The sequence below is a fragment of the Paenibacillus sp. ALE2 genome, from assembly GCF_054113385.1.
Genome location: NZ_CM134213.1, coordinates 5638920 through 5665707, shown reverse-complemented (window position 1 = coordinate 5665707; position 26788 = coordinate 5638920). Strand labels below are relative to the sequence as shown.

At 44.6% G+C, this 26788-nt stretch carries 21 protein-coding genes, 1 tRNA gene and 1 pseudogene; 22 read left to right on the top strand and 1 reads right to left on the bottom strand.

Going from position 1 to position 26788, the window contains the following annotated elements:
- Window positions 1–298 precede the first annotated feature (298 nt).
- From ACXHJ1_RS24545 to ACXHJ1_RS24505, 9 genes are all read left to right on the top strand, one after another.
- Window positions 299–1537: a glycosyltransferase family 2 protein gene (locus tag ACXHJ1_RS24545; protein ID WP_017426627.1), complete on the top strand. Its 1239-nt coding sequence runs from the start codon at window positions 299–301 to the stop codon at window positions 1535–1537.
- Between the two features lie 320 nt (window positions 1538–1857).
- Window positions 1858–2355, top strand: a complete 498-nt coding sequence (infC, locus tag ACXHJ1_RS24540) for a translation initiation factor IF-3 (RefSeq protein ID WP_007429515.1) — start codon at window positions 1858–1860, stop codon at window positions 2353–2355.
- A gap of 20 nt (window positions 2356–2375) precedes the next feature.
- Window positions 2376–2576, top strand: a complete 201-nt coding sequence (gene rpmI, locus ACXHJ1_RS24535) for a 50S ribosomal protein L35 (protein ID WP_007429516.1) — start codon at window positions 2376–2378, stop codon at window positions 2574–2576.
- Window positions 2577–2628: 52 nt separating this feature from the next.
- On the top strand, window positions 2629–2988 hold the full coding sequence (rplT, locus tag ACXHJ1_RS24530; RefSeq protein WP_007429517.1) for a 50S ribosomal protein L20: 360 nt from the start codon (window positions 2629–2631) through the stop codon (window positions 2986–2988).
- Between the two features lie 367 nt (window positions 2989–3355).
- Entirely contained in the window at window positions 3356–4393 is a 1038-nt protein-coding gene (locus ACXHJ1_RS24525) for a BMP family lipoprotein (RefSeq protein ID WP_016820568.1), read from the top strand.
- 137 nt (window positions 4394–4530) lie between these two features.
- Window positions 4531–6069 carry an ABC transporter ATP-binding protein gene (locus ACXHJ1_RS24520; RefSeq protein WP_457905348.1) on the top strand — a complete coding sequence of 513 codons (1539 nt, stop codon included), beginning with the start codon at window positions 4531–4533 and terminating at the stop codon, window positions 6067–6069.
- Window positions 6062–7141: an ABC transporter permease gene (locus ACXHJ1_RS24515; RefSeq protein ID WP_016820564.1), complete on the top strand. Its 1080-nt coding sequence runs from the start codon at window positions 6062–6064 to the stop codon at window positions 7139–7141. Before ACXHJ1_RS24520 ends, ACXHJ1_RS24515 begins: the two co-directional genes overlap by 8 nt.
- Before the next feature lies 1 nt (window position 7142).
- Window positions 7143–8102 (top strand): ABC transporter permease, encoded by a 960-nt coding sequence (locus tag ACXHJ1_RS24510; RefSeq protein ID WP_010349245.1) that lies wholly within the window; start codon window positions 7143–7145, stop codon window positions 8100–8102.
- A gap of 258 nt (window positions 8103–8360) precedes the next feature.
- Window positions 8361–8711 (top strand): hypothetical protein, encoded by a 351-nt coding sequence (locus ACXHJ1_RS24505; protein WP_017426630.1) that lies wholly within the window; start codon window positions 8361–8363, stop codon window positions 8709–8711.
- A gap of 34 nt (window positions 8712–8745) precedes the next feature.
- Here ACXHJ1_RS24505 and ACXHJ1_RS24500 read toward each other — a convergent pair whose 3' ends face one another.
- Window positions 8746–9186, bottom strand: coding sequence for a GNAT family N-acetyltransferase (locus tag ACXHJ1_RS24500; protein WP_016820557.1), 441 nt, complete (start codon window positions 9184–9186; stop codon window positions 8746–8748).
- A 613-nt stretch (window positions 9187–9799) separates the two neighbouring features.
- Between ACXHJ1_RS24500 and ilvB the strand changes: the two genes are divergently transcribed.
- From ilvB to pheS, 13 genes and pseudogenes are all read left to right on the top strand, one after another.
- Entirely contained in the window at window positions 9800–11545 is a 1746-nt protein-coding gene (gene ilvB, locus ACXHJ1_RS24495) for a biosynthetic-type acetolactate synthase large subunit (protein WP_290409002.1), read from the top strand.
- Window position 11546: 1 nt separating this feature from the next.
- Window positions 11547–12032 (top strand): acetolactate synthase small subunit, encoded by a 486-nt coding sequence (gene ilvN / locus ACXHJ1_RS24490; RefSeq protein ID WP_016820552.1) that lies wholly within the window; start codon window positions 11547–11549, stop codon window positions 12030–12032.
- A 162-nt stretch (window positions 12033–12194) separates the two neighbouring features.
- The gene (gene ilvC / locus ACXHJ1_RS24485; protein ID WP_013309387.1) at window positions 12195–13187 is read left to right on the top strand and encodes a ketol-acid reductoisomerase; all 993 of its coding nucleotides are present in this window, start codon (window positions 12195–12197) and stop codon (window positions 13185–13187) included.
- A 124-nt stretch (window positions 13188–13311) separates the two neighbouring features.
- A complete protein-coding gene (locus tag ACXHJ1_RS24480; protein WP_107733937.1) occupies window positions 13312–14853 on the top strand; it encodes a 2-isopropylmalate synthase in 1542 nt (513 codons plus the stop codon).
- Window positions 14854–15057: 204 nt separating this feature from the next.
- The gene (gene leuB, locus ACXHJ1_RS24475; RefSeq protein WP_025364393.1) at window positions 15058–16134 is read left to right on the top strand and encodes a 3-isopropylmalate dehydrogenase; all 1077 of its coding nucleotides are present in this window, start codon (window positions 15058–15060) and stop codon (window positions 16132–16134) included.
- A 320-nt stretch (window positions 16135–16454) separates the two neighbouring features.
- Window positions 16455–16994 (top strand): peroxiredoxin, encoded by a 540-nt coding sequence (locus ACXHJ1_RS24470; protein ID WP_013370083.1) that lies wholly within the window; start codon window positions 16455–16457, stop codon window positions 16992–16994.
- Between the two features lie 260 nt (window positions 16995–17254).
- The gene (locus tag ACXHJ1_RS24465) at window positions 17255–17671 is read left to right on the top strand and encodes a hypothetical protein (protein ID WP_016820546.1); all 417 of its coding nucleotides are present in this window, start codon (window positions 17255–17257) and stop codon (window positions 17669–17671) included.
- 337 nt (window positions 17672–18008) lie between these two features.
- Window positions 18009–19112, top strand: coding sequence for an ATP-binding protein (locus ACXHJ1_RS24460; protein WP_019686642.1), 1104 nt, complete (start codon window positions 18009–18011; stop codon window positions 19110–19112).
- Between the two features lie 341 nt (window positions 19113–19453).
- A complete protein-coding gene (locus ACXHJ1_RS24455) occupies window positions 19454–21595 on the top strand; it encodes a bifunctional diguanylate cyclase/phosphodiesterase (RefSeq protein ID WP_019686643.1) in 2142 nt (713 codons plus the stop codon).
- A gap of 107 nt (window positions 21596–21702) precedes the next feature.
- Window positions 21703–21773, top strand: a tRNA-Gly gene (locus ACXHJ1_RS24450).
- A gap of 264 nt (window positions 21774–22037) precedes the next feature.
- Entirely contained in the window at window positions 22038–23075 is a 1038-nt protein-coding gene (locus ACXHJ1_RS24445; protein WP_031463156.1) for a pectate lyase family protein, read from the top strand.
- Window positions 23076–23437: 362 nt separating this feature from the next.
- A pseudogene (gene abc-f, locus ACXHJ1_RS24440) lies at window positions 23438–25288 on the top strand (ribosomal protection-like ABC-F family protein).
- Between the two features lie 448 nt (window positions 25289–25736).
- Window positions 25737–26768 (top strand): phenylalanine--tRNA ligase subunit alpha, encoded by a 1032-nt coding sequence (pheS, locus tag ACXHJ1_RS24435; RefSeq protein ID WP_016820540.1) that lies wholly within the window; start codon window positions 25737–25739, stop codon window positions 26766–26768.
- The last annotated feature ends 20 nt before the right edge of the window (window positions 26769–26788 follow it).

Genomic DNA, 26788 nt, shown 5'->3' with positions numbered 1-26788 from the left:
CTAAGCGTCATGAATGAAAGGTCCAGCGCCGCATTCTCGGTTCAAACGGGAATTTGTCGTGTTTTTTTGCTGCTGAGACCCGTTTAGGGGCTTTGACAAAAGATTGAAAACCAACGAAAATCGTAATGGCATTCCTGTGTCAGCCAAAAGGGGGCTGCGCAGAGCCGAAAGAAGAAAGCAAGGGTCGGGTCAAAACTACAGAAAAGGCGCACAAAGCGCCGCAACTTGCGCTACACAGATAGAAAACAGACAAACGCAAGATTTTTAAAGGGGTATAAAAAGGGGGTAACAAGAGATCATGTTAGACGCTATTTTTGTGACGCTCCAGATTATACTGGCGTTGATCGCAGTCTATCAGTTTGCATTCTCCTTGTTCGGATTGGTTCGCAAGAAAAGGAAAGAGCAGGCGGCTCCAGAAAAATCATTTGCCATTTTAGTCGCTGCCCACAATGAAGAACAAGTTGTCGGAGCATTGATGGAAAATCTAAAGCAGCTTGACTATCCAAAGGAGCTGTACGACGTATTCGTAATCTGTGATAACTGCACAGATAAGACAGCGGACATTGTTCGTGCTCACGGCATGAATGCATGTGAACGTACGAATCCGAATTTGCGTGGTAAAGGCTATGCTATTGAGTGGATGCTCAAGGAGCTATGGGCTATGCCGCGTCAATATGACGCCATTGTCATGTTTGATGCTGACAATTTGGCGCATACCAATTTCTTGAGCGAAATGAACAATGACTTGTGCTCAGGCGCCCGTGTTATCCAGGGATACATTGATACTAAGAATCCTGAGGACTCTTGGATCACAGCCGCATACGGGGTATCTTATTGGTACATCAACCGTTTGTGGCAGTTGTCACGTCACAACCTGAATATGGCTAATTTCCTCGGTGGTACAGGCATGTGCTTTGAAACAAATCTGCTCAAGGAAATGGGCTGGGGTGCAACAAGTCTGGTAGAGGATTTGGAATTCACTATGCGTTGTACACAACGCAACGTATATCCAAGATTTAATTACGATGCCAAGGTTTATGATGAGAAGCCGTTGACGTTCAAAGCTTCGTCCAGACAGCGTCTGCGCTGGATGCAAGGTCACTTTACGGTTGCTCGTCGTTATTTCTTCCCATTGTTGTGGCAGAGTATCAAGCATAGAAGCCTGATTAAATTCGATATGGCTCTTTATGGTCTGAACGTGTATATCGTACTGTTTACCTTCTTGATGACAGTAGCGATGTGGGTAGATATTGCATTATTTGGTGGACCCAATATTGAAAATATCTACGTACAATTCCCTGCTTGGACCGGTTTTGTGGCTGTGGGGCTGAATATTGTTACCTTTTTGATCGCGATGATCTTGGAAAAGGTCACGTTCAAAAAAGTATATTTGTACTTGCTGCTGTTCCCGGTCTATCTGATTTCGTGGTATCCGATTACGTTCTATGCGTTCTTTACACAGAACAACAAGCAATGGAGCCACACCCAGCATACGCGTGTCGTTCGTCTGGAAGAGGTTCAGAGCAAGCAAGGTTAATGGACGATAAAGTAAAACTTTGTGTCCTACAGAGGCTGGGCTTCAACTGTTTTTATAAAAGTGTTGACGACTCAGTAGTAACATGATATGATATTTGAGTATGTTAATTGAAAAGTATGGATTAACAAGTAGAAGGACCGACTTCTCACCTGTCCGGTATTGCCGGCTGGTCATGATCCAATGATTTGTGAATTGAACTTTCATGATGAATTGAGTATCAGACAGGGATGTCGGCTGCATAGTCGTCATCCCTTTTTTGTGCTTAAACACAATACAACAATAACAGGTTCTGGAGGTGGAGGGTTATTAGTAAGGAACATATGATCAATGATGAGATTCGAGTGAGAGAAGTACGTCTAGTTGGTGCAAACGGGGAACAAATCGGGATTAAACCGACTCGTGAAGCTTTGCAAATGGCGATTGACGCAAACTTGGATCTCGTGAACGTGGCGCCTCAAGCGAAGCCGCCCGTGTGTCGGATTATGGATTACGGAAAATTCCGCTATGAGCAACAAAAGAAAGAAAAGGAAGCCCGTAAAAACCAGAAGATCGTTGACATCAAAGAGGTATGGTTCCGTTCCAACATCGAGGAACATGACTACCAAACCAAGTTTCGCAATGTGGTGAAGTTCCTGAATGAAGGGGACAAGGTGAAATGCTCTGTTCGTTTCCGTGGTCGCGAAATTACCCATGCTAATGTGGGTCAAAAAATTCTCGAACGTGTGAAAACGGAAGTTGCTGATCTTTGTACCGTGGAGCGCCAACCCAAGCTCGAAGGACGCAGCATGATTATGATATTGGCTCCAAAGAGTCAATGACAAATTAAGGAGGAAGTTCAATGCCAAAAATGAAAACACATAGCAGCCTTAAAGGCCGCTTCAAAATTACCGGTACTGGTAAAGTGACGCGTTACAAAGCTTACAGAAACCACTTGCTTTCCCACAAATCCAAACGTGCAAAACGCGTTCTGGGTACTAACCCTGAGATGGCACCTGGGGACGTTAGACGTTTGAAACAAGGTCTTGCTAACCTGAAATAGCATAAGCACGGCAATAAATAAAGTATAAACATTATTTGGGAGGTCTTTTGATATGGCAAGAGTAAAGGGCGGATTCGTCGTTCGTCGTCGTCATAAAAAAGTATTGAAGCTTGCTAAAGGTTATTTTGGTTCCAAACACCGCATTTTTAAAACAGCTAACGAGCAGGTAATGAAATCGCTTGTTTACGCATACCGTGACCGTCGTCAGACGAAGCGTAACTTCCGCAGACTGTGGATCGTGCGTATCAACGCAGCAGCTCGTTTGAATGGTTTGTCTTACAGCAAATTGATGCACGGTCTGAAATTGGCTGGTGTAGACATTAACCGTAAAATCTTGGCTGATCTTGCAGTCAATGATATTAATGCATTCAACTCTTTGGCAACTGTTGCTAAAGGTAAAATCAACGCTTAATTAAGGCGTGAAAACCACGGAAGTGGTAACAAAGGTGTCCCGAGCAGTACGCTGTGTAGGGACGCCTTTTTTTGTACATACTTAACATTAAAAAAGACTTCATTTTCTTCAAAATACGAATAAATATGACGTATGATGATAGAATGTATGGTTTTTTTAACTTTGTAACGCTTACATTTTTGAAATTCTAAAAAAAATTGACCCAAGGTTATTAATTGTCTAGATTTTAGCCGATCATAATTGTATAATCTCTAAAGTAAGTCTTCTGTACGATCTGTCTCGTCAGTAAATGACATGAAAATGAAATACATTTTCTAAAGAAAAGAGACAGTCCAGGGATCTAACACTAAGGGGGAACAGTATCAGCATGAAGAAATTGTTTAGTATGTCTTTGGTTATGCTGCTGGCGATCTCGGTCATTCTCGCAGGCTGCGGTAACAAAAATCAAGGTGCTTCCAACGCAAATGGTGGAGAAGCAGGCGGTTCTGCCAAAACATCAAATGTCCAACTTGGCATGGTTACAGATGTGGGCGGAGTAAATGACAAATCGTTTAACCAATCTGCTTGGGAGGCACTTCAAGCTATTGAGAAAGAATCAGGCGTTAAAGTTAAATACTTGCAAAGTAAATCCGACCAAGATTATATTCCTAACCTGAACCAATTCGTTAAAGGTGATTTTAACCTGACTTGGGGTATCGGTTTTAATCTGGCGAATGCGATTGGACAAGTAGCAAAAGACAATCCGAACAAAAATTTGGCGATCATTGACAGTGTTGTGGATGCGCCTAATGTCAAATCGGTTGTATTTGCTGAAAATGAAGGTTCCTTCCTGGTAGGGGTTGTAGCTGGTAAGCTTACTAAAACAAACAAAATTGGTTTTGTGGGTGGACAAGACAGCCCGTTGATCAAACGTTTTGAAAAAGGGTTTGAAGCAGGGATTAAGGCTGTAAATCCAAAAGCACAACTGATTGTGAACTATACGGGTGCGTTTGATAAGCCGGATTTAGGTAAAGCTGCAGCAGCAACGATCTACAACGATGGTGCAGATATTATTTTCCATGCAGCTGGCGGATCAGGAACAGGCGTATTTAACGAAGCACTTGCACGTAAGCAGCAAGGTCAGCAAGTATGGGTTATCGGCGTAGATAAAGACCAATCCCTTGAGTTTGGTGATGAAGTAACATTAACGTCGATGGTAAAACGCGTAGATGAAGCAGTAAAACGCGTATCCCAAGAAGTAATTGACGGTAAGTTTAAGGGCGGTGTCGAAACACTGGCTCTGAAGGATAACGGAATTGGTTTGGCAGATACATCTACGAAAAACGTTCCTAAAGACGTGCTTGATCTTGTAGAACAATACAAGCAAAAAATCATTAAAGGCGAAATTACAGTTCCTTCGAAATAAGTTAGGTGAAGAACATAAAGGTGGCGACAAGGCTGGTTCATAAGACTAGCCTTGTTCTTACGTCTGGAGTTATAAGATTATAACGGTCAAAATCAGCTCATTGGAGCACATACTATAAAGTGTATAAGGGTGATCTCATGGATGCAGCGACCCCCGTCGTTGAGTTAAAGCAAATTACAAAACGATTCCCCGGCATCGTTGCCAACGACTCCATCAGCATCAAGCTGCATAAAGGAGAAATTCACGCCCTTTTGGGTGAGAATGGCGCGGGCAAATCTACGCTTATGAATATTCTTTTCGGACTGTATCAGCCGGATGAAGGGACCATTGAAATGGGAGGGAACCCCGTACAGATTGATAGTCCAAATAAGGCAATTGATCTGGGGATCGGCATGGTGCATCAGCATTTTAAGCTCGTACAGCCGTTTACCGTAACCGAAAATATTGTCCTTGGGTCGGAGCCACGTAAGGGTCTGAAAATCAATTATAAAAAGGCTGCCGCAGAAGTACAGCGGTTATCTGAACAATACGGACTTCAGGTAAATCCGAATGCCAAAATTGAGGATATATCTGTTGGTATGCAACAGCGTGTGGAAATTATCAAAACGCTTTATCGCGGTGCAGATATTCTAATTTTTGATGAGCCAACAGCGGTGCTGACACCACAGGAAATCTCTGAGTTGCTGGACATTATGAAGCGCTTAGTAGCTGAAGGCAAATCAATTATTCTTATCACTCATAAACTCAAAGAAATTATGCAAATTGCAGATACGGTTACGATTATTCGCCGAGGTAAAGTTATTGACACGGTCAAAACATCTGAAACAACACCAAATGAGTTGGCGGAGAAAATGGTGGGCCGTCGTGTGTCCTTTAAAGTGGATAAGAAGCTTGCTCAACCAGGACAAACTGTACTGGAAATGAACAAAGTAATTTCTAAAAACAAGGATGGCATTCATGTTCTGAATGAATTGAACCTGCAGGTCAAGGCCGGCGAGATTTTGGGGATTGCCGGAGTAGACGGCAATGGACAGAGTGAGCTAATAGAAGCTTTGACAGGCTTGCGCAAGGTGGATAGCGGAAGTATCCGTTTGCTCGGAACAGAACTGGCAAATCAGCCACCGCGCAAAATTTCAGAGGCAGGCGTTTCACATATACCGGAGGATCGCCATAAGCATGGGTTGGTGCTCGATTTTTCCATGAGTGAAAATATGGTGCTGGAGACGTATTATCAGGCGCCTTACAGTAAAAACGGCTTCTTGAACAAGGACGCTATAGAAAAACAGGCAAAAAGTCTTATTGAGAAGTTTGATGTTAGAACACCAGATATTCATACCAAGGCAAGATCGTTATCTGGTGGAAATCAGCAAAAGGCAATCATAGCGCGTGAAATTGATAAAAACCCAGACCTTCTCATTGCGGCGCAGCCTACACGCGGGCTGGATGTTGGAGCTATTGAATTTGTCCAGAAACAATTGATTGCTCAGCGGGATCAAGGTAAAGCGGTACTGCTCATTTCTTTTGAGCTGGACGAGATTATGAATGTATCCGATCGAATTGCTGTTATTTATGAGGGTAAGATTGTCGGGGAAGTGCTGCCTAAAGAAACGAATGACCAGGAACTGGGGCTAATGATGGCAGGAAGTGCAGTGAAGAAAGGAGTAGAGAATGGCTAACCTATTGAAAATATTCACAAAAGACTCCTTTGTTCTGGCTCTGGTCTCTATTATTCTAGGCCTCATTCTGGGTGCTATCGTGATGTTGATTGGCGGGTATGATCCTATTGTGGCTTATTCCGCTTTGTTTAGCCGTGTGTACGGAGATTCCTACAATTTTGGCGAAGCGATCCGTGAGATGACACCGTTGATTTTAACAGGCTTGGCATTTGCTTTTGCGGCCCGTGCCGGGTTGTTTAACATCGGTGGCGAAGGTCAGTTTTTGGTCGGTATGACAGCTGCTTCGATTGTAGGTATCAAACTTCATGGGCTGCCTGCTATCCTTCATGCACCGCTGGCTGTGATCGCAGGAGCTGTTTTCGGAGGCTTGTGGGCTGCGATTGCTGGCTATTTGAAGGCCAAGCGAGGCGTGAACGAAGTTATTACATGTATTATGATGAACTGGATCGGTCTGTATTTGGCTAATTTGGTAATTAATCAGTTCGCACTTATGGAAGGTGAAAATCGCTCTGTGGATATCCAACCTTCCGCTTCTATTTCCATTGATTGGCTGTCCCAGATGATGGGGAATGCTCGGGTTCATTGGGGCACAGTTATTGCTGTGCTGGCGGCAGTATTTTTCTATATTTTCATGTGGAAAACAAAGCAGGGCTATGAGCTTCGGGCTGTCGGATTTAATCAGGATGCATCCCGCTATGCAGGTATGAATGTAAATCGTAATATCATAAAAGCGATGTTTATTAGTGGTGTTTTTGCCGGATTGGCGGGTGCCTTTGAGGTGCTGGGAGTTTTCCATTATCAATCTGTCATGGCAGGATCACCAGGAACCGGCTTTGACGGTATCGCTGTGTCTTTGATCGGGATGAATAATCCGTTCGGTGTGTTGCTCGGTTCTGTTTTGTTCGGAACGCTCACGTATGGTTCTGCGGGGATGAGCTTTAGCGCGGATGTACCGCCAGAAATTATCCGGGTAGTTATTGGCTCGATTATTTTCTTCATTGCGGCCCAAGGTATTGTGCGTTGGGTTGTAAAGCCGCTCTACTCCAAGCGGAAGAAAGAGAAGGTGTTGTAAAATGAGTTGGTTAACACTTGGTGAATTAATCCATACAACGCTCGTTTTTGCGACGGCGATTATTTTTGCGTCTCTTGGCGGAGTTTTTTCGGAAAAATCCGGTGTAACGAATCTTGGATTGGAAGGACTTATGGTGTTTGGTGCGTTTGCGGCAGGTGTGGGCGGGTTTTATGCCGAGCAAGCAGGATTAGGTGGCACCTCTGCGGCTTGGGTAGGTGTGCTGTCAGCTGCGGTGTTCGGTATTCTGGTTTCGCTAATTCATGCTGTAGCCTCTATTACGTTCAAGGCTGATCAGGTAATCAGCGGGATTGTCATTAACTTTCTGGCAGCAGGTAGTACACTGTACATGGTTAAGCTGTTATTTGAGGGTGATGGGGACACCGGTCGAATTCAAGGTTTTAACGAGATATCCATTCCTTATCTTGTGGATATTCCGATTGCAGGAAAAGCATTCTTCCAAGCCTATCCAACGACATATCTAGCTATTCTATTAGTTATTATCGGCTACTTTACTTTGTATAAAACTCCGTTTGGCTTGCGTTTGCGTTCAGTAGGGGAGCATCCGGGTGCAGCCGATACAGTGGGGATCAAAGTCAATCGCCTTCGTTACATCGGTGTTATGATTAGTGGTGCGTTGGCTGGGATTGGTGGAGCTACGATCACTTTGACTACAACCAATATGTTCTCACATAATACCGTTTCAGGGCAGGGCTATATTGCTATTGCGGCTATGATTTTCGGTAAATGGAATCCGCTCGGTGCTTTTGGAGCGGCAGTGTTTTTCGGTTTTTCACAAGCCATTCGCAACTATGTGCAGTTGTTTGCATGGTCGCAAAGTATTCCCCAGGAAATTATTTTTATGTTGCCGTATCTCCTGACAATTATTGTGCTGGTAGCGGCAGTTGGACGTTCACGTGCTCCGGCCGCTTTGGGTCAACTGTATGATCCAAGCAAGCGTTAATGACTCATAGACAACTAATGTTTTTAAATACACATATTGGTGTATATGAAAATCTGGTATCTGCATGTGCAGGTACCAGATTTTTTTTACATTGTGCAGGCATTTAAACATACGCTTATGGCTTGAATGGAATAGACTGTGCTATGCAGATTGGACGGACGCTCGGCCCCTGTCAGCTCCAGTCTATTTTGTGGTGGTGGTGAGCTATCAAGGAGCCGTTCAATCTGTCCATCCGTTGAGAAAGAAGGAGGAAATACGATGAAACAGGCAGTAACCAGAAAGCAGGTGGAGAAGCTTGTCGGCAAAGTCATCTTCGCTACACGTAAGGATGGCTCTCGGGTCAGTGGCAAGCTGATTCGCATTTCGGGTAACAGACTGATTCTCCAACCAAACCGTAAGAAAAAAGTAAACACGAAAGCGATTATTCCTCTGGTGCTTTTTGATTTGCTGGCCATTGGCACAGCTCCATACGTGGGTGCCTACGGTGGCTACGGTCCAGGTTATGGAGGACCAGGTTATGGAGGTCCAGGATATGGTCCGCAATATGGACCGTACACAGACGGGGGCTACCCCGGGGTAGGCAATCCTTTTTACCCTAACTTTTTTTAGTTTTACAAAATCCTGAGCCCGAAAACCATATTTTTCACAGTGACTTTTCGAGTTCGTGACATCGGCTTAGAGCCACGTATCGTAGCATATGATATTGATGACGTAGATAAAAATGGATCCCTCGCACATTGTCTTCGTCCACCATCACTTTAGCCCGCTTGCAACGTCGCAATCGGCCATATTGCTCGGCATACTCCAGCAACTTTTTTCCGTATCTTTTACCTTGCTGAGCCGAAGAGATTGCGATCAAATCAATGTATAATAGTTCTCCATGCAGCATAACATGAATGAAGCCAACAACCTGTGCATTATCCGGTCTGCAAGCTACAAAAGTGATGCCCCGGTTTAAGCGCCGGGGTAATTCTTTGCGTATTTGATCCATTTCCTGGGCACTTAAATGCGATAGGGGGACAAGCTCTTGCTCGATTAGACGAAAGATCATTTTGTCATCTTGGGCGCATCGTTTGCGAATCATAAACGGGCCTCCTTTTTTACCCTTTTAACAAGATATGTCATGGCTTCGGAGGAGTACAAAGTCTCACTGTGCGGTCTTTTTTATCATATGCGGGCACCTCTTACAAGCGTGCGACTCAAAGGTGCTTAAGAAGAGAAACATAAATTTTTATGAAATATGGGTATTGACTATCCCAGATGGGGGACATATAATGTGTCTAAACATTTGAAAGAATGACATGAACACAACGGCAATGAAGAGGACGAAGTGATTAGGGCTCTTTTGTTCAGAGAGTGAGGCATTAGCTGCAAGCTTCACCAAAATCCCTTTTTAACGAGCTCACCTTGGAGCTGTTTTCCTGAAAAGTATTTGGGCCCAATGATATTAACGGTGCGCTGAATCGCCTATTAGGGAAAATCGTACGGTCTACGTTACAGACGCCAGATATGGAGATCCTTTGTGATTTCTGTACCTACTAAGGTTCGATATTGCAAAATATCGGGCAAACACGGGTGGTACCACGGAAGCTACAGCCTTTCGTCCCTCAGTAACAGCAAGTCTGTTCTAGGGATGAAAGGTTTTTTTGTTTTCACAAATGTCAGCTGTATGTAAATTTTGTAAAGGAGGATGACCAATGAGTGCACAAATTCCTGAAGTTAGGTCAACCGATGAATTACGTGAAAAGTGGATGAAACCTGAAGTGATTACAGGTTCGGAAATTTTACTCCGTAGCCTTTTGCTGGAGGGAGTGGATTGTGTCTTCGGATATCCTGGTGGTGCGGTGCTTTATATCTATGATGCCATGTACGGCTTCAAGGATTTCAAGCATGTCCTCACTCGTCACGAGCAAGGAGCTATTCATGCGGCAGATGGTTATGCACGGGCAAGCGGTAAAGTTGGTGTCTGTATCGCGACTTCCGGACCTGGAGCAACAAACTTGGTAACTGGCATTGCGACGGCTTATATGGATTCGGTGCCGTTGGTGGTCATCACGGGCAATGTTGTATCTTCCCTGATCGGTACAGATGCTTTCCAGGAAGCTGATATCACGGGAATTACAATGCCGATTACGAAGCACAGCTATCTGGTGAGAGATGTAGAGGATCTGCCGCGAATCATTCATGAGGCATTTCATATTGCCAACACAGGCAGAAAAGGACCAGTACTGATTGATATTCCGAAGGACATTTCTGCAGCGCAGACATTGTTTGTTCCACAGACAGAGCCTGTGACCATGCGGGGTTACAACCCGAAAGTATTGCCCAACAAAATTCAACTAGACAAGCTAACTCAAGCTATTGCCGAAGCAGAACGTCCATTCATTCTGGCGGGTGGTGGAGTTGTATACTCCGGCGGACATGAAGCACTTTACGAGTTTGTTCGTAAAACGGAAATTCCGATTGCGACAACATTGCTTGGATTAGGAGGATTCCCAAGTGGACATGAGCTCTGGACAGGGATGCCGGGAATGCACGGAACATACACTTCCAACCAGGCGATTCAGCAGTCAGATCTACTGATCTGTATCGGTGCCCGCTTTGATGATCGGGTGACTGGCAAGTTGGATGGATTTGCTCCTCAAGCAAAAATCGTACACATTGATATCGATCCTGCGGAAATTGGAAAAAATGTGGCCGCGGATATTCCAATCGTAGGCGATGTGAAAGCAGTATTGGAATTGCTGAATCAGGATGTGAAACGCGCAGACCTGGCAGATGCATGGAGAGCGCAAATTCAGCAATGGAAGGCAGAGAAGCCTTATTCTTATAAGGATTCTGAAACGGTGCTTAAGCCACAATGGGTTATCGAATTGTTGGATAAAACGACCAAGGGCGGAGCAATCGTTACGACGGACGTAGGACAGCATCAAATGTGGGCAGCACAGTATTATAAATTTAATCAGCCACGCTCATGGGTTACCTCTGGCGGACTGGGTACGATGGGATTTGGTTTCCCTTCTGCCATCGGCGCTCAGATGGCCAATCCCGACAGATTGGTAATATCGATTAACGGAGACGGCGGTATGCAGATGTGTTCACAGGAATTAGCCATCTGTGCAATCAACAACATTCCAGTCAAAATCGTAATTATCAACAACCAGGTACTTGGGATGGTTCGCCAATGGCAGGAATTGATCTATGACAATCGGTACAGTCACATTGATCTGGCTGGAAGCCCGGATTTTGTGAAACTGGCCGAAGCATACGGTGTCAAAGGGCTGCGTGCTACGAATAAGGAAGAAGCACGTCGGGCTTGGCAGGAGGCGCTTGATACACCCGGACCGGTCGTTGTCGAGTTTGTAGTCAGCAAGGAAGAAAATGTATATCCGATGGTGACGCAAGGTTCGACCATTGATCAAATGCTGATGGGGGACGAGTAAAATGACGACGAAAAATACCATTGCTGTACTGGTAAATGATCATCCCGGCGTTTTGCAACGTGTATCTGGACTGTTTGGCCGCCGTGGCTTTAACATTGAGAGCATCACCGTCGGTCAATCGGAAGAAGCTGGATTATCCCGTATGGTCATAGTGACTGTAGGAGACGAGAACAACCTGGAGCAGATTGAAAAGCAGCTTTATAAGCTGGTTGATGTGATCAAGGTCATCGATCTCAGTTCCAAGCCGATGGTTGCTCGGGAGTTGGCGATGATTAAGGTAAAGGCCGAACCGCCTCAGCGACCAGAAATTATGGGTGTGGTAGAAACGTTCAGAGCAGCCGTAATTGATGTTGGTACGACGAGCTTGATCGTTCAGGTCATTGGCGATACCGAAAAAATTGATGCAATGATCGAATTGCTGAAGCCTTATGGTATTCGCGAGTTGACCCGAACCGGGGTTACAGCTATGATACGTGGCAATGCATAATATGAAGCTTTAACGATTTACCGCTTATAGCGCATTACATCATTAAAGAACCGCCCGCATAAGAGCGGGTGCTCGAAGAGATTTTTAAATGCCATTCAGAGGCGAAGTCTCTTGGACTACCCGCTCATTATGAAGGGTCCAATTAAAAGGAGGAAATTAACCATGGCAGTTACAACGTACTACGAAAAAGATGCAGAACTTAGCGTATTGAAAGGAAAAACAGTGGCCGTTATCGGTTACGGTAGCCAAGGACATGCTCAAGCACAAAACTTGCGTGACAGTGGTGTAAATGTTGTTATTGGTTTGCGTGAAGGCAAATCAGCTGATGTCGCAAGAAACGACGGTTTTGAAGTTCTGAACGTAGCTGATGCAACAAGCCGTGCAGATGTGGTTCAAATTTTGTTGCCTGATGAAACTCAAGCTTCTGTCTACAAAAATGAAATCGAACCTAACCTGAAAAAAGGCGCAGCACTTTTGTTCTCCCATGGTTTCAATGTTCATTTTGGACAAATCGTAGCTCCTAAAGATAGCGATGTATTGCTGGTTGCTCCAAAATCCCCAGGACATATGGTACGTCGTACCTATGTAGAAGGGTTTGGTGTACCGGGGTTGATCGCAATTGAGCAGGACGCAACAGGTCAAGCCAAGGAGATCGGTCTTGCATACGCAAAAGGCATTGGCTGTACACGTGCGGGCGTAATTGAAACCTCCTTCCGTGAAGAAACGGAGACGGACCTGTTCGGTGAGCAGGCGGTATTGTGTGGCGGTGTGAGCGCACTCGTAAAAGCGGGCTTTGAAACATTGACTGAGGCAGGTTATGCTCCTGAGATGGCATACTTCGAATGCTTGCATGAGCTTAAGCTGATCGTTGACCTGATGTATGAAGGTGGATTGGCAACAATGCGTGATTCCATCAGTAATACAGCAGAATATGGCGATTATGTAACTGGACCACGTGTGGTAACAGAAGATACGAAGAAAGCTATGAAGGATGTATTGACTGACATTCAACAAGGTAAATTTGCTCGTGACTTCATCCTTGAAAATCAATCTGGACGTGCATTCCTGACGGCTACTCGTCGTAATGAAGCTAACCATCCGATTGAAGTAGTGGGCGGACAATTGCGTGAAATGATGCATTGGATCAAAAAGTAATAACCTTTTGTACTATAAGCTCGACAACATGAATTATTTATAAATATTAATTACAATGCGGCCCTGCTTATTGCGTGAGCCGCATTGTAATTTAAGGGTCCAAATCCTGAGGAGGTGCGTTAGGTTGCGCAAAATATATATATTTGACACAACGTTGAGAGACGGAGAACAGTCACCTGGCGTGAACTTGAATACTCGTGAGAAAGTAGAGATCGCTCATCAGTTGGAGAAGCTGGGAATCGATCGTATGGAGGCTGGGTTCCCAGCTGCTTCTCCGGGTGATCTCGCGGCTGTTAATGCAGTAGCAAAAGCTGTAAAAAATTCGACTGTTATTGGCCTTTCGCGTGCAAGGGAACAGGATATTGATGCGGTTCGCGAGGCACTTAAGGGAGCACAGGACCCGTGTATCCATATCTTTTTGGCAACCTCTCCAATTCATCGTCAGCATAAGCTGCGGATGGAGAAGGCACAGGTACTGGAAACGGCCCGTGCAGCCATTCGTTATGGATTGAAGTATTTGCCAAAAGTGGAGTTTTCATTGGAGGATGCAGGGCGAACGGAGCTTGATTTTGTGGTTGAAATGGTCACCATGGCTGTACAGGAAGGGGCTTCTGTCGTCAATATTCCAGATACGGTAGGTTACCTAACACCATACGAATACGGAAATATATTCAAACATATCAAGCAAAATGTGGTTGATGTGGAGAAGATTCAATTGAGTGCACATTGCCACAATGACTTGGGAATGGCTACTGCTAATACGCTTGCTGCCATCCTGAACGGTGCAGATCAGATTGAGGGAACGATTAACGGTATCGGTGAACGTGCTGGAAACACGGCCATTGAGGAAATCGCCATGGCACTGGAGACGAGACAGGAATTTTTCCAGGCCAAAACGTCTCTGCAACTGTCTGAAATTGCACGTACGAGCCGTTTGGTTAGCCGTTTGACGGGGATGGTAGTGCCGGGCAACAAGGCGATCGTGGGTGCTAACGCTTTTGCGCACGAATCAGGTATTCACCAAGACGGCATGCTGAAGGAAAAGACGACCTATGAAATTATGACACCGGAAAGTATCGGTCTGAAAGAAAGCAAGCTAGTACTGGGCAAGCATTCAGGGCGTCATGCTTTCCGAGAGCGTTTGGTCGAATTGGGCTACGAATTGAACGAAGAAGAACTGAATCGCGCTTTTGGTCAGTTTAAGGATTTGGCTGATAAGAAGAAGGAAGTATCGGATGATGATATCTTGGCATTGCTGGAAGAAAAATTGGCCGATGCACCTGAAGTCTTCAAGCTGGAAACCATTTTCGTAACTTACGGGAACAAGGCTACGCCTTCCGCACAAGTGCGCCTGGTTAACGATGAAGGTCAGGTAATCGAGACAGAAGCTGAAGGAAATGGTTCAGTCGATGCGATCTATAATGCGATTGACCAAGCCAGCAGCGAGAGTGTTGTACTTTCTGATTACTCCATCAAATCTGTTACCCATGGCAAGGACGCTCTAGGTGAAGTACATGTGGTGCTGACTCAAAACGGAATATCTGTACAGGGACGCGGGGTAAGCACTGATATTTTGGAAGCAAGTGCACGAGCTTATGTGGATGCACTGAATGGTTTGATCGACAAGCGTAAAAATTACAGCAATCGCGTAGATTATAAATCCTAAGTTTATACATGCCTATGAAATGAATATAGACAGGATCGGGTGTTACCGGTCCTGTTTTCTTGTTCTCTGATGGAAAAATCAGCTTATAGGCTGAGCCTATTGAATTGATAGATTCTATATCTTGGTCAAAGCCCTGCTATTTATGTTACAAAGAAGGTATGAGAAATACGGCTGTATGGCTGTATAACAAGAGGAGTGTACGTGATGGCAGACGTTAAAAAGATTGCAGTAATAGCGGGAGACGGAATCGGACCTGAAGTGGTCGCAGAGGCAGAGAAAATTTTGAAACGTACGGAAGAAGTGTTTGGCCACTCATTTGAAACAGAGCATGCGCTGTTCGGCGGGATTGCCATTGATAAGAAGGGGACTCCATTGCCGGAAGAAACACTGGCCGTATGTCAATCTGCAGATGCCGTGCTGTTGGGAGCTGTAGGAGGACCACAATGGGACAACAATCCTAAGGAGCTTCGTCCTGAAACCGGATTGCTCGGTATTCGCAAAGAGCTTGGTCTGTTTTCAAATCTTCGTCCTGCTGTCGTTTTCGATTGTCTTAAGGACGCATCTACTTTGAAACCAGAGGTACTGGAAGGAACGGACTTAATCGTGGTGCGCGAACTGACGGGCGGGATTTATTTCGGTGAGAAGTACAGACGAGAGAGTGCTCAGGGTGAAGAAGCGGTCGATACTTGCGCATATAATGTAACAGAAGTAGAGCGTATTGTTCGTCAATCCTTCGAAATTGCACAAAAACGTCGCAAAAAACTCGCATCGGTGGATAAGGCTAATGTACTGGAAACTTCCCGTTTGTGGCGTGAAGTCGTTAACCGGGTCGCTGTAGATTACCCAGATGTCGAGCTTGAGCATGTATTGGTTGATAACTGTGCCATGCAATTGTTGCGTCGTCCATCTAGTTTTGACGTCATCGTAACGGAAAATATGTTTGGTGACATTCTTAGTGATGAAGCAGCTATGCTGACCGGGTCCATCGGTATGCTCTCATCTGCATCACTGGGAGAAGGCAGCTTCGGTCTGTACGAGCCGGTGCACGGCTCGGCGCCTGATATTGCAGGTCAAGGACTGGCGAATCCTATTGCAACAATTTTGTCCGTTGCTTTGATGTTCCGCCTCACCTTCGGGTACGAGAAAGCAGCTGACGCTATTGAGAAGGCGGTAGCTGAGGTACTGGATGCAGGACACCGTACGGCAGATATCGCGGTGGATAAATCACAAGCGATCTCGACTACCCAAATGGGCGATTTAATTGCAGCAGCTATTCGCTAAAGGCTCCGAAAACGCACCCGTTCTGAAAAAAAGCTTCCTATTATATAGGGCGGTTATACAGTATAACTTTACAGCAAATAATTAGCATCGTAGCTCCTGGGCAATCAGGAGCTATTTGTGTATCAGAAAACTCTAAATGTGAATAAATCGTGAATTTTTAAGCTAGTTTAAAATAATTATAAAAAAGTAATGGTTATAATATTGACTTTGATTTCAGCGAATGATAACATTTATCAAGTAGGTTGTTTATTACAATACAGATGATTGAGGAAAGCACAATTGGTGTTTTTCTTACATATTTTAAAGGAGGATTTCACATTATGGCAGAAAGATTGGTAGGAAGACCCGCACCTGATTTTGCATTGGAAACAGTATCTGGAGACGGTCAAGAATTTGGCTCGGTGAAACTTTCCGATTACCGTGGCAAGTGGCTCGTATTTTTCTTCTATCCACTGGATTTCACTTTTGTATGCCCAACAGAAATTACAGCATTGAGCGATGCTGCTGACCAATTCAAAGAGCTTGATACTGAAATTTTGGGTATCAGTGTAGACTCCGTGCACAGCCACAAAGCATGGATCAACACAGCTAAAGAAAACAACGGTCTGGGCAAACTGAACTTCCCATTGGCTTCCGACATCACGAAAAAAACAGCAAGCGACTATGGCGTTCTGATCGAAGAAGAAGGCGTTGCATTGCGCGGCTTGTTCATCATTGATCCAGAAGGCGAACTGAAATATCAAGTGGTTAACCACAACGATGTAGGCCGCAGTGTAGAAGAAACATTGCGTGTACTGCAAGCTTTGCAATCCGGTGGCTTGTGCCCAATGAACTGGAAACCAGGCGATAAAAATCTGTAATATTAGCTTTACAAGTTGAACTTAAACAAGCAAGCCCCCAACAAGCGGTTACTTTACCGTTGTTGGGGGCTTGCTTGCCTGCACTATGCAGCCGAAGATATAGGAATAGCCTGTCTGATTCATGTAATACAGAGTGAAGTAACAAATAATTATGGAAATGTTGTTGTGTTCTGGAGGAATTTTGCCTGATGAAAGCGAATAAGGTATTGTAGAAGATAAACAAGGCAGAACAGGTTTTGTTCAGAGGAGGCTGAGCCCGGATGAGTTATTGCTGTGGAGCAAGCATGGTAGGAACCAAGGGAACGCTGAAGCATTACCGCACCCAAGTCCATAATGTTCCTTTGCTGTTTTGCCCGGTATGTCGTCGCATTGAAGTTCATTATAAAGTCGAAAATGAGTATGAAATTTTGGCTGAGTATGCACATGGAGATGGGGCATCCGAGATTGATTTTCAGGATTATGTCATGGAAGACGATGATACGATATTTGAAAATTGTGTAAATCGTGAGAGTGAAGATGCAGTTGAAATTGTGAAGCGCCAAATTGACATGTCGCTGGATTTATTGACGGTAGCCAAACAAATGAACGATGAGAAATGGCAGGGAGAGCTTAAGAGAAGACTGGCTGTTATGAGTCAAAGACGATCCCGGCTTCAACATAATAAGAGCGGCAGTTGACATCCTACACACCAAAGAAGCTCTCAAATCTGGAGAGCTTCTTTGGTGTGTAGGGCGCTTATTTTTAACTTATTTTTTTATTTTGGTAATGTTGCGCAGATATTATGACGAAAGAAAATAAGATAAAAATGTGGATTCGACACTTTTTCCGATTGACTGTGATCCTTAATCTTGTCTATCATAAAATAAGACTCGAATCGAAAAAAATGGTCGGAGTTGATTGAAACTGTTTTCTACACCATTTGAAGGGTAATCGATAGATACCTTTCTCTTCTTCAAGAATATTACACGTCCGATACGGCCAGTTTATCATTCCGATACAAGGGGGAAGCCTGGCATGATCAGTGAATTCCAAGAAGCCTTGCTTGATACCGTGGGAGCTTGCCCTTCCACACAGATCGCCAATAATAAGTATGAAAATGTACTGGAGAACCTGGATAGTGGTATCATGCTGTTTGACAGTGACGGGGTACTGACCTTTATTAACGTGCAAATGGCGAGATTACTGGAGCTACCACGTAGTTCGCTCGCGGGTCGCAACCTGATGCAAATTTTGCATCATCCTGAGTTAAGTCGGTTTAAGAAGAAGAAAATTATGCGGATTTATAAAGAAACTATCTTTCATAGAAAGCGCTATCATGAGTTGATTGATGAGTATGGTCGGCATTGGTTGATAACAGTGACCTACGGTGATCAGATGGATGGCGATTTTTTGTTTAGTGTAAAGGATGTGTCGGATTATAAGCAGATTGAGCAAACGGCGTATCAAAACGACAAGCTGGCGATGCTGGGACGTATTTCGGCCTCTATCGCCCATGAAATCCGTAACCCGCTTACTGCAATCCGGGGTTTTATTCAATTGCTTCGGCCGCACTTGGTGGAGTTGGGCAGGGACGAGTATGCCCGTATTATTTTAACCGAGATTGATCGTGCGAACGACATTATTTATGAGTTTTTAAATTCGTCCAAGCCTTCTGCTCCACAAAAAACGGCTGTATCTGTGATGGGACTGTTGAAAGAAGTAGTGATGCTGACAGAAAGCGAGGCGTTGATGAAGGGCTGCCAGATCGTACTGGATGAAAATGATGAGCTCATGAAGGTTTCCATTGACGTGAAGCAGATTAAGCAGGTTATCCTCAATATGATTAAAAATGCGATGGATGCCATTGAAAGCATCAGCGGGGAACGAGAGGGATGCATTGATATCCACACCGTGCTTGAGGGATCTTATGTGCACATTTGCATTGAGGATAACGGCTTAGGTATGGATCACAATACATTGGCGCGTTTATTCGATCCTTTTTTTACAACAAAAGAAAGTGGAACCGGCTTGGGATTGGCTGTGAGCTATCGTATTATCAAAAATCACGGAGGCTTCATTCATGTAGACAGTAAACATGGAAGCGGTACACAATTTAAAATCACACTTCCTGTAGTCTAATATGATGAGATTTTCGCAGAGGGGTCCTGTACATACTATTTCTGTTGTGGTGTGCAGCGTTGGGGTATAGGTATCACCTATTTGAAAAATGTCATCTGAAGCGCATGATCTGAAAAGATGATGCGCTTTTTTGGTACTGTAAGCATGTGCATTTGCATAAATGCGAAAATAAATTCATGAATATAGAACAAAAAAATGATTCACCTTTCACAGATTAAATGCTATTATATACCAGAATACAACATTTTTTTTGATACTATAGACTTAAACAACGGCTTCCAAAGCTGTCAAACGTCTTAGATGATCGGAATCTCCGATATGCAGGGGGCTGAAGAGGCTGAATGAATATACGGCTGGAAGTAAAAAAAACGATAGGCATTGGAATTGCCGCCATAGTTTTATTTGTCTTAGTGCAATTATTTCACGTAACTTTGAATAAAATATACTCCTATAATGTATTTTTCTTGGTATATCCGATTATAGGATTTGCCTGTGCGGCGATTTGTTTTTCTATTTTTTATCAATCCTGGTCCGTATTGCTGGAACAGTTAACCTGGCAGAGACTTCTTATTGCCCCAACGTTTTTGGTGGCTGGTCTGCTTTATCTTGTTCATATCGTTTCGTTTAGTTTCGTAAGCCTGACGGACTTTGCTTTGTCTCCGGGCATTTCGTTGTGGCTGCTGTTTGTAAATCGTGCCTTTACCTCGGTCATGCTCTTATTCGTTTGTTCCCTTCCATTTAGAAAGACGAAGTCAGAATACAAGACAGTGGCTTTGTGGGCAGGGATAGGCTGCACGTTGCTGATTCTAGGAGTTATAAAGGCATATGATGCAGGCTTGCCGGATCTACGTATACGGTACGAATTAGGTAACCTGGGCTGGACGTTGAATCTGGTTGTCATGTTACTGCTGGTACTCACATTTATTTTTGGAGTACGAAAATATCGGAAAGTTCGCCCCGCGGAATTGGGCATGTTGCTTATGGTTCGTGGGATTGGGCTGTGTGTTGTGAGCCAGTTGTTCTATTTATTTGCTGAGCAAATGAGTGATATCAATCATCTTATAGGACTTTTGACTAACGTGATTGCGTTTTATAATTTGTTGAGCGGTCTGGTCCGGCTTATGGTTCTGGTTCCTTATCGGGAAAAACAGGCGGCAGAATCTGAATTTAATCATATTGCTTATAACGATGATATAACAGGCCTCCCCAATCGGCGACGTCTTTCCCAGCGCCTGGATAAAATATTGCGCCATTCATTGAAATCTGATGAGACAGTAGCGCTTTTAGTGCTAAATATTGATCGTTTCAAAGCGATTAATGATTCGCTTGGGCATACGGCAGGCAATTATTTGCTGTATGCGGTAGGCGAACGCTTGGGGCATTTTTGCCGCGAAGGGGAAGCGGTCTTTAGCATGGGTGGAGATGAATTTGCCTTTCTTCTAATGGGCTACGAAGATTCAGATGTCATGAGAAATCGTATTGATGATATGGTGAAGCTGTTCGATCAGCCGTTTGATATTAATGGGGAGTCTTATCATGTGATGGTGAGCGTTGGCATAGCTTTGTACCCGTCGGATGCGAATCAGAGCGAACAACTTATTCAACAGGCGGATACTGCTGTACATAGTGCCAAGGAGCAAGGGGTGAATTTTCAGCGGTATGCTAGTGCGATGCAGATGCGAGCGCATGAAAGACTCCAGTTGGAGAATGATTTGCGGCGTGCGCTTGAAAATGAAGAATTTTCATTGGTGTATCAGCCACGTGTCCACCTGCAAAGTGGCGAGCTAACGAGTTTGGAAGCGCTGGTGCGTTGGAATCATCCTCATCGCGGGATGGTGATGCCTGGTGATTTTATTCCAGTAGCTGAAGAAAGTGGCCTGATCGTGCCCTTGGGGGAATGGGTGTTGCGTGAGGCATGTCTCCAAAATAAGCAGTGGCAGGAGCTGGGGTATCCATCGATTCCGATTTCGGTCAATTTATCCATGCGCCAATTCCAGCAAAAAAAGCTGGTTGATGTCATTCGGGGCATTTTGTCCGATACGGGACTGGAGGCACGCTATTTAGAGCTGGAGATTACCGAGAGTATGACTTTTGATAAGGACCGGGCCTTTGAACAGTTGAAAAAAATAAAAGCTATTGGTGTTGCAATCAGTATTGATGATTTTGGAACGGGTTATAGCTCATTGCATTATTTGAAAAATCTTCCGATTGATCGTCTGAAAATTGACCGGTCCTTTGTAAATGAGGTACTGGTTGACAGCAAAAATGCGGCCATTGTATCTACCATTGCCTCTATGGCTCACCATTTGAAGCTGAAGGTTACGGCTGAAGGGGTGGAGAATGAGGAGCAGCTTCAATTTTTGCAGGCGCAGGATTGTCATGAAGGTCAGGGGTATTATTTTAGCCGTCCCATTCCGGCAGAAGTTTTTGAAAAATTGTTTTTACGTAAACCTGTGAATTGGCTGGCTCAGGATGGCGTCTAGTATGCTTGCATTTTACAAAAAGGTAAGTTATACTAAATACCATCCTGATTCAGTTAGTTGACAAAGGTTTGTGCATGTCATACATAAGAATCAAGATGTTATATAATGCGGGTGTAGTTCAATGGTAGAACTTCAGCCTTCCAAGCTGATAGCGTGGGTTCGATTCCCATCACCCGCTTACGATTTTTAAAATTTCGAAACCCTTGTGACTCAAGGGTTTTTATTTTGTTTGCAATAAGAATATATTTTAGCCGGGATACCAATGGGGGATCCCGGCTTTTTGCGTTCCTGCGAACTATTTTCACGCTGATAAATAATACAATATTAAATATTTTTCTTATATGCTATAAATAAACAGATAAAAAGAACTATTTACCATTTTGCGAAAAAAGTATAGTCTCGTAATTGGAATTTAATATAAAAAAAGGATGGTGTAGCTGCGATGAGAAAAATCTCTTTTCTTTTAGCTTTAGCCTTTGTGTTTTTTACTTTTTCAGCAAGTGCTACGTTCGCTGCGACTGATTTCCCAAATACGTCGACGAATGGCATGATTGGTTTTGCTGGACAGGCTAAAAGCGAAACGGGAGCTTCAAAGCCTGCTACAACAGGGGGCAAAAATGGTCAGGTCATCTATATCAATAATCTAAACGAATTGAAAAATCAGCTAGGGGACTCAACACCTAAAATTCTGGTCATCGAAAAGAATATTTCTGCTTCTTCTAAAATCGTGATCAATATTGGTTCCAACAAATCGCTAATCGGCTCTTATGCGCAAAATAAGCTAATCAATATTCATTTGAAAACAACAGCTAACTCGGGAAATGTGATCTTTCAAAATTTAACTTTTGAGCACAGCGCCAGCATTAATGGCAATGATGATATCCAGCTATATCTTACTGCGGGCACAAATTATTGGATTGATCATGTTACTTTTGCAGGTCATAATTATAATGCAAATGGCTCGGATCTGGACAAGCTTTTGTACATAGGGCAATCGGCTGATTATGTAACCATTAGCAACTCCAAATTTGCTAATCATAAATATGGCCTTATTCTGGGTTATCCAGATGACAGCAATAAAAATTATGATGGCATGCCGCATATTACAATTGCTAATAATTATTTTGAAAACTTACTTGTACGCGGTCCAGGTCTGATGAGATATGGATATTTCCATGTGAAAAATAATTATATTAATAATTTTCAGTTGGCTTACACAATAGCAACCAATGCACGAATTTATTCCGAAAATAATTATTTTGGAAAAGGTAGTGAAAAGGGTGGTATTCTGGATGATAAAGCCAATGGTGAATTTAAAGATGTAGGTAGTTTTCCAGCCATCACCAACCAAAAATCGCCTGTGACCCGATGGAATCCGAGCAAGAACTACAGTTATCAAGTTCAAACCCCTGAATATACTAAAGAATTTGTAACTAAGTATGCAGGTTCGTCCAATACAACGTTGGTATTTGGAAAATAAAGCGGGTATTGGAAAATATGCTGTGGTCTGCTATACTGACTGCAAGTAAGTATCCCATGAAAAGGAAGGTAACCATACGTCCGATGAAGTAAGCACACTGATTTTCCCACTTAACTGCACGTTACTGGCAGGCGGCTGCAAGCTGCAACGGGAGAAGTGTGTCTGAAATGAAAGTAGGGACGTATGCGTTGAAGATCCGTAACGAGATTTTCTTTTTCGTTCGCGGTGTTATTTTTCATAGGTGTATGTTCTGAAACCATTCATAACAGTCATTCTATATTCCTGTATGCAAGCCGCAGCCTTCTGCGGCTTTTTTTATTGCTTCCGGTATAAAAACCGGACTGGGAAAGGATGATCGTGGTATGAAAACCATTTTACGGGTTCGCAATATAGTCAAGGAATGGAACGGGACATCTTTATTTGAGAATGTGTCGTTGGACGTGACGGAAGGAGAACGGCTCGCGTTGTTTGGAAGAAATGGGGCCGGTAAAACGACGTTGCTACGAATATTGCTGGGAGATGAAGCGCCAACCTCCGGTCAAGTAGAGTATGATTTGCCGCTGGAAGAGCACGGCTGGCTGAAGCAACAGGATACGGTGGATGGGTCTCGAACCGCACTGGAGACCGCACAGCAGGCCAGCCCTAAGCACTGGGATCTCAAGCAAGAGTTGGGACAGCTGGAAGCTGATCTAGCCGATCCTGAAAAGGACATGGAGCATCATCTGGAGCGTTACGGCGAGCTGATGGATGAATATGAGCGTCTGCAAGGCTTTGCCTGGGAGTCTGAGGTGGAAAAGGCGCTCACCCGAATGGGGATGCCTGCACAGACGTGGTCCATTGCTTATAGTGATCTAAGTGGTGGACAGAAGACAAGAGTACGACTGGCTGGACTGATGGTAAGGCAGCCGAAGTTGCTGGTGCTGGATGAGCCAACCAACCATTTGGATGCCGAAAGCTTGCTCTGGCTGGAGCAGTGGCTGTCCTCGTATTCTGGAACACTGCTGTTTGTATCGCATGACAGAGCCTTTTTGGATCAGGTGGCTACGAGTATAGTTGAGCTTACATCCACAGGTATTGGTCGCTATAAAGGCGGTTATAAGGAATATAAAGCACAAAAGGAGCGGGAACAACGAGAGCAGGAGGCGAGCTATCGGAAGCAGGAACTGGCGAGACAGGCGCTGGAGGAAACGATTCGAAATTACAGGGAATGGTTTCACCAGGCACATCGTAGCGCATCCAAAGTCGAAGTGGCTATTACACAGAGCTTCTATAAGGCCAAGGCTAAAAAAAATATCTCCCGTTATCATGCGAAAGAGAAGGAACTGGAGCGACTGGAGGCTAACAGGGTAGAACAACCACGTGAAGCTCCGTCTTTGCACATGAAATTAAGTGATAGCGGTTTTCAGGCTAAATATTTGCTGCGTACTGAACAGGTTGACTTTAGCTACGACGACCATGTCATTGTGAAAAATCTAAATCTGAACGTTGCACGTGGGGAACGTTTGGCTGTTCGGGGACCCAATGGAATTGGCAAAACCACGCTGCTTCGGTTATTAACAGGTCAGCTCGAACCGCAGATGGGGACAATTACAGCCAACCCACAGTTGAACATCGGATATTTTTCACAGGAGCTGGAGCAGCTTCCAGAGGATCAGACGTTGCTCGACAGTCTGCTTGCGCTCCCAACCATGACCCAAACAGAAGCGAGAACGGTGCTGGGCTGTTTTCTATTTGCCAAAGAGGACGTATTCAAAAGGATCGGAACGCTCAGTATGGGAGAAAAATGCAGGGTAGCTTTTCTGCGTCTGTACTTTAGTGGAGCCAATCTGCTGGTGCTGGATGAACCGACGAATTACTTTGACATTGAAACCCGTGAAATTGTAGAGGATTCTTTACGCCGATATGATGGGGCGTTGGTACTCGTCTCGCATGACTGGGAGCTGGTGCGTTGTACGGCAACTCGATGACTCGATATGCAGCCGGGGGGCGGATATGAAATCTACGAGGGGACGGCCGACGAAAAACAAGAAGATGAACGGAGAAGCATCCGAGAGCCAAAGGATCAGAGAGAGCGGGAGGAACGTCTTCGATTACAGCTGCGTCTTACCGAACTGATGGGAATGACGGGGACGAGTGAAGCAAATGAGGAGCTCTTGAGCGATATCAGGCGCATTCGTGCCAAGCTGGATCAGTTGAATGATCCCGATATCTGAAGGAATGAAATATAGGCGCTGCTTGCCAAAGTGCAGTAGTTTGCATATAATAATGAACAATAGTTCGTATTTAGAAAATGTCTTGATGGAGAAGAGTAGGCAGTGTCCGATTGAACAGGGAGGAAGCGCCGTAGGATTGAGAGCGTTTCTGCAAATATTGGGCTGTTGAAGTTCGCTCCGGAGCAGTTCCTTGAACCTCAAGCGTCATGTAAATGGCGGTTGTGCAAGTAGGGGATACCGGTTCACGACCGTTACAACGTGCAGAGCGAGATGATGATGCATAGCATGAATGAACCCCCGTACTGATTGCCACAAGGCAACGCATCGGGTAGCTGAACTTCATTGTCTAACGAGGGTGGTACCACGGTCTTTTCGTCCCTTTTCGGGAGAAAAGACCTTTTTTTGTTGTCTGAAAAGCTGGATATGAAGAAAGGGGACTGAACAGGCGATGAGCGAAACCATCCAAATGAAGGAACATTTGCTGGCCTTGAAGGAAGAAGCACTGGAAGTATTGGAGAAGGTGGAAACACCCAAGGAGCTGGCTGATCTACGAGTTAAATATTCGGGTAAAAAGGGTGCACTGACCGAAATTTTGCGCGGTATGGGCAAGCTGAGTGCGGAAGAGCGTCCAGTTGTTGGCCAGGTAGCCAATGAGGTGCGTGAGGCGATTGAAGAGGTCGTTAACCGTAAGCAGGACGAGTTCACGAAAGCAGAAACGAATGAGCGCCTGCAAGCAGAAAAAATCGACGTTACGTTGCCTGGACGCGCAATGCCGCAAGGCGGGCTCCACCCACTTAACAAAGTGATCGAGCAAATCGAAGATATTTTTACAGGTATGGGATATCGAGTGGCTGAGGGACCGCAGGCAGAGACCGATTATTATAACTTCGAAGCATTGAATCTGCCTAAAAACCACCCGGCACGTGATATGCAGGATTCATTTTACCTGACCGAGGATCTGTTGATGCGTACTCATACGTCACCAGTTCAGATTCGCGCGATGGAGGCGATGAAGGGTGAAACGCCTATTAAGGTGATTTGTCCGGGTACGGTATTCCGACGTGATGATGACGATGCAACGCATTCCTTCCAATTCCACCAAATTGAAGGCCTTGTGATTGGAAAAGACATTCGTATGAGTGATTTGAAAGGAACCTTGCTGCAATTTGCACGCGAAATGTTCGGGGAATCGACCGAAATCCGCTTGCGCCCAAGCTTCTTTCCGTTCACCGAGCCAAGTGCTGAAGTAGACGTGACTTTTGTGAAGAAAAACGGCGAACGCGTGTGGATTGAAATTTTGGGCTGTGGTATGGTGCATCCGAAAGTGCTGGAAATGGGTGGTTTTGATCCCGAGGTGTACAGTGGCTTTGCATTCGGTATGGGTGTAGAACGGATAGCCATTTTGAAATACGGCATTGACGATATTCGCCATTTTTATAACAGCGATCTGTCGTTCTTGAAGCAGTTTGCGCGTCAATAAACAACTATATCAAGGGAAGT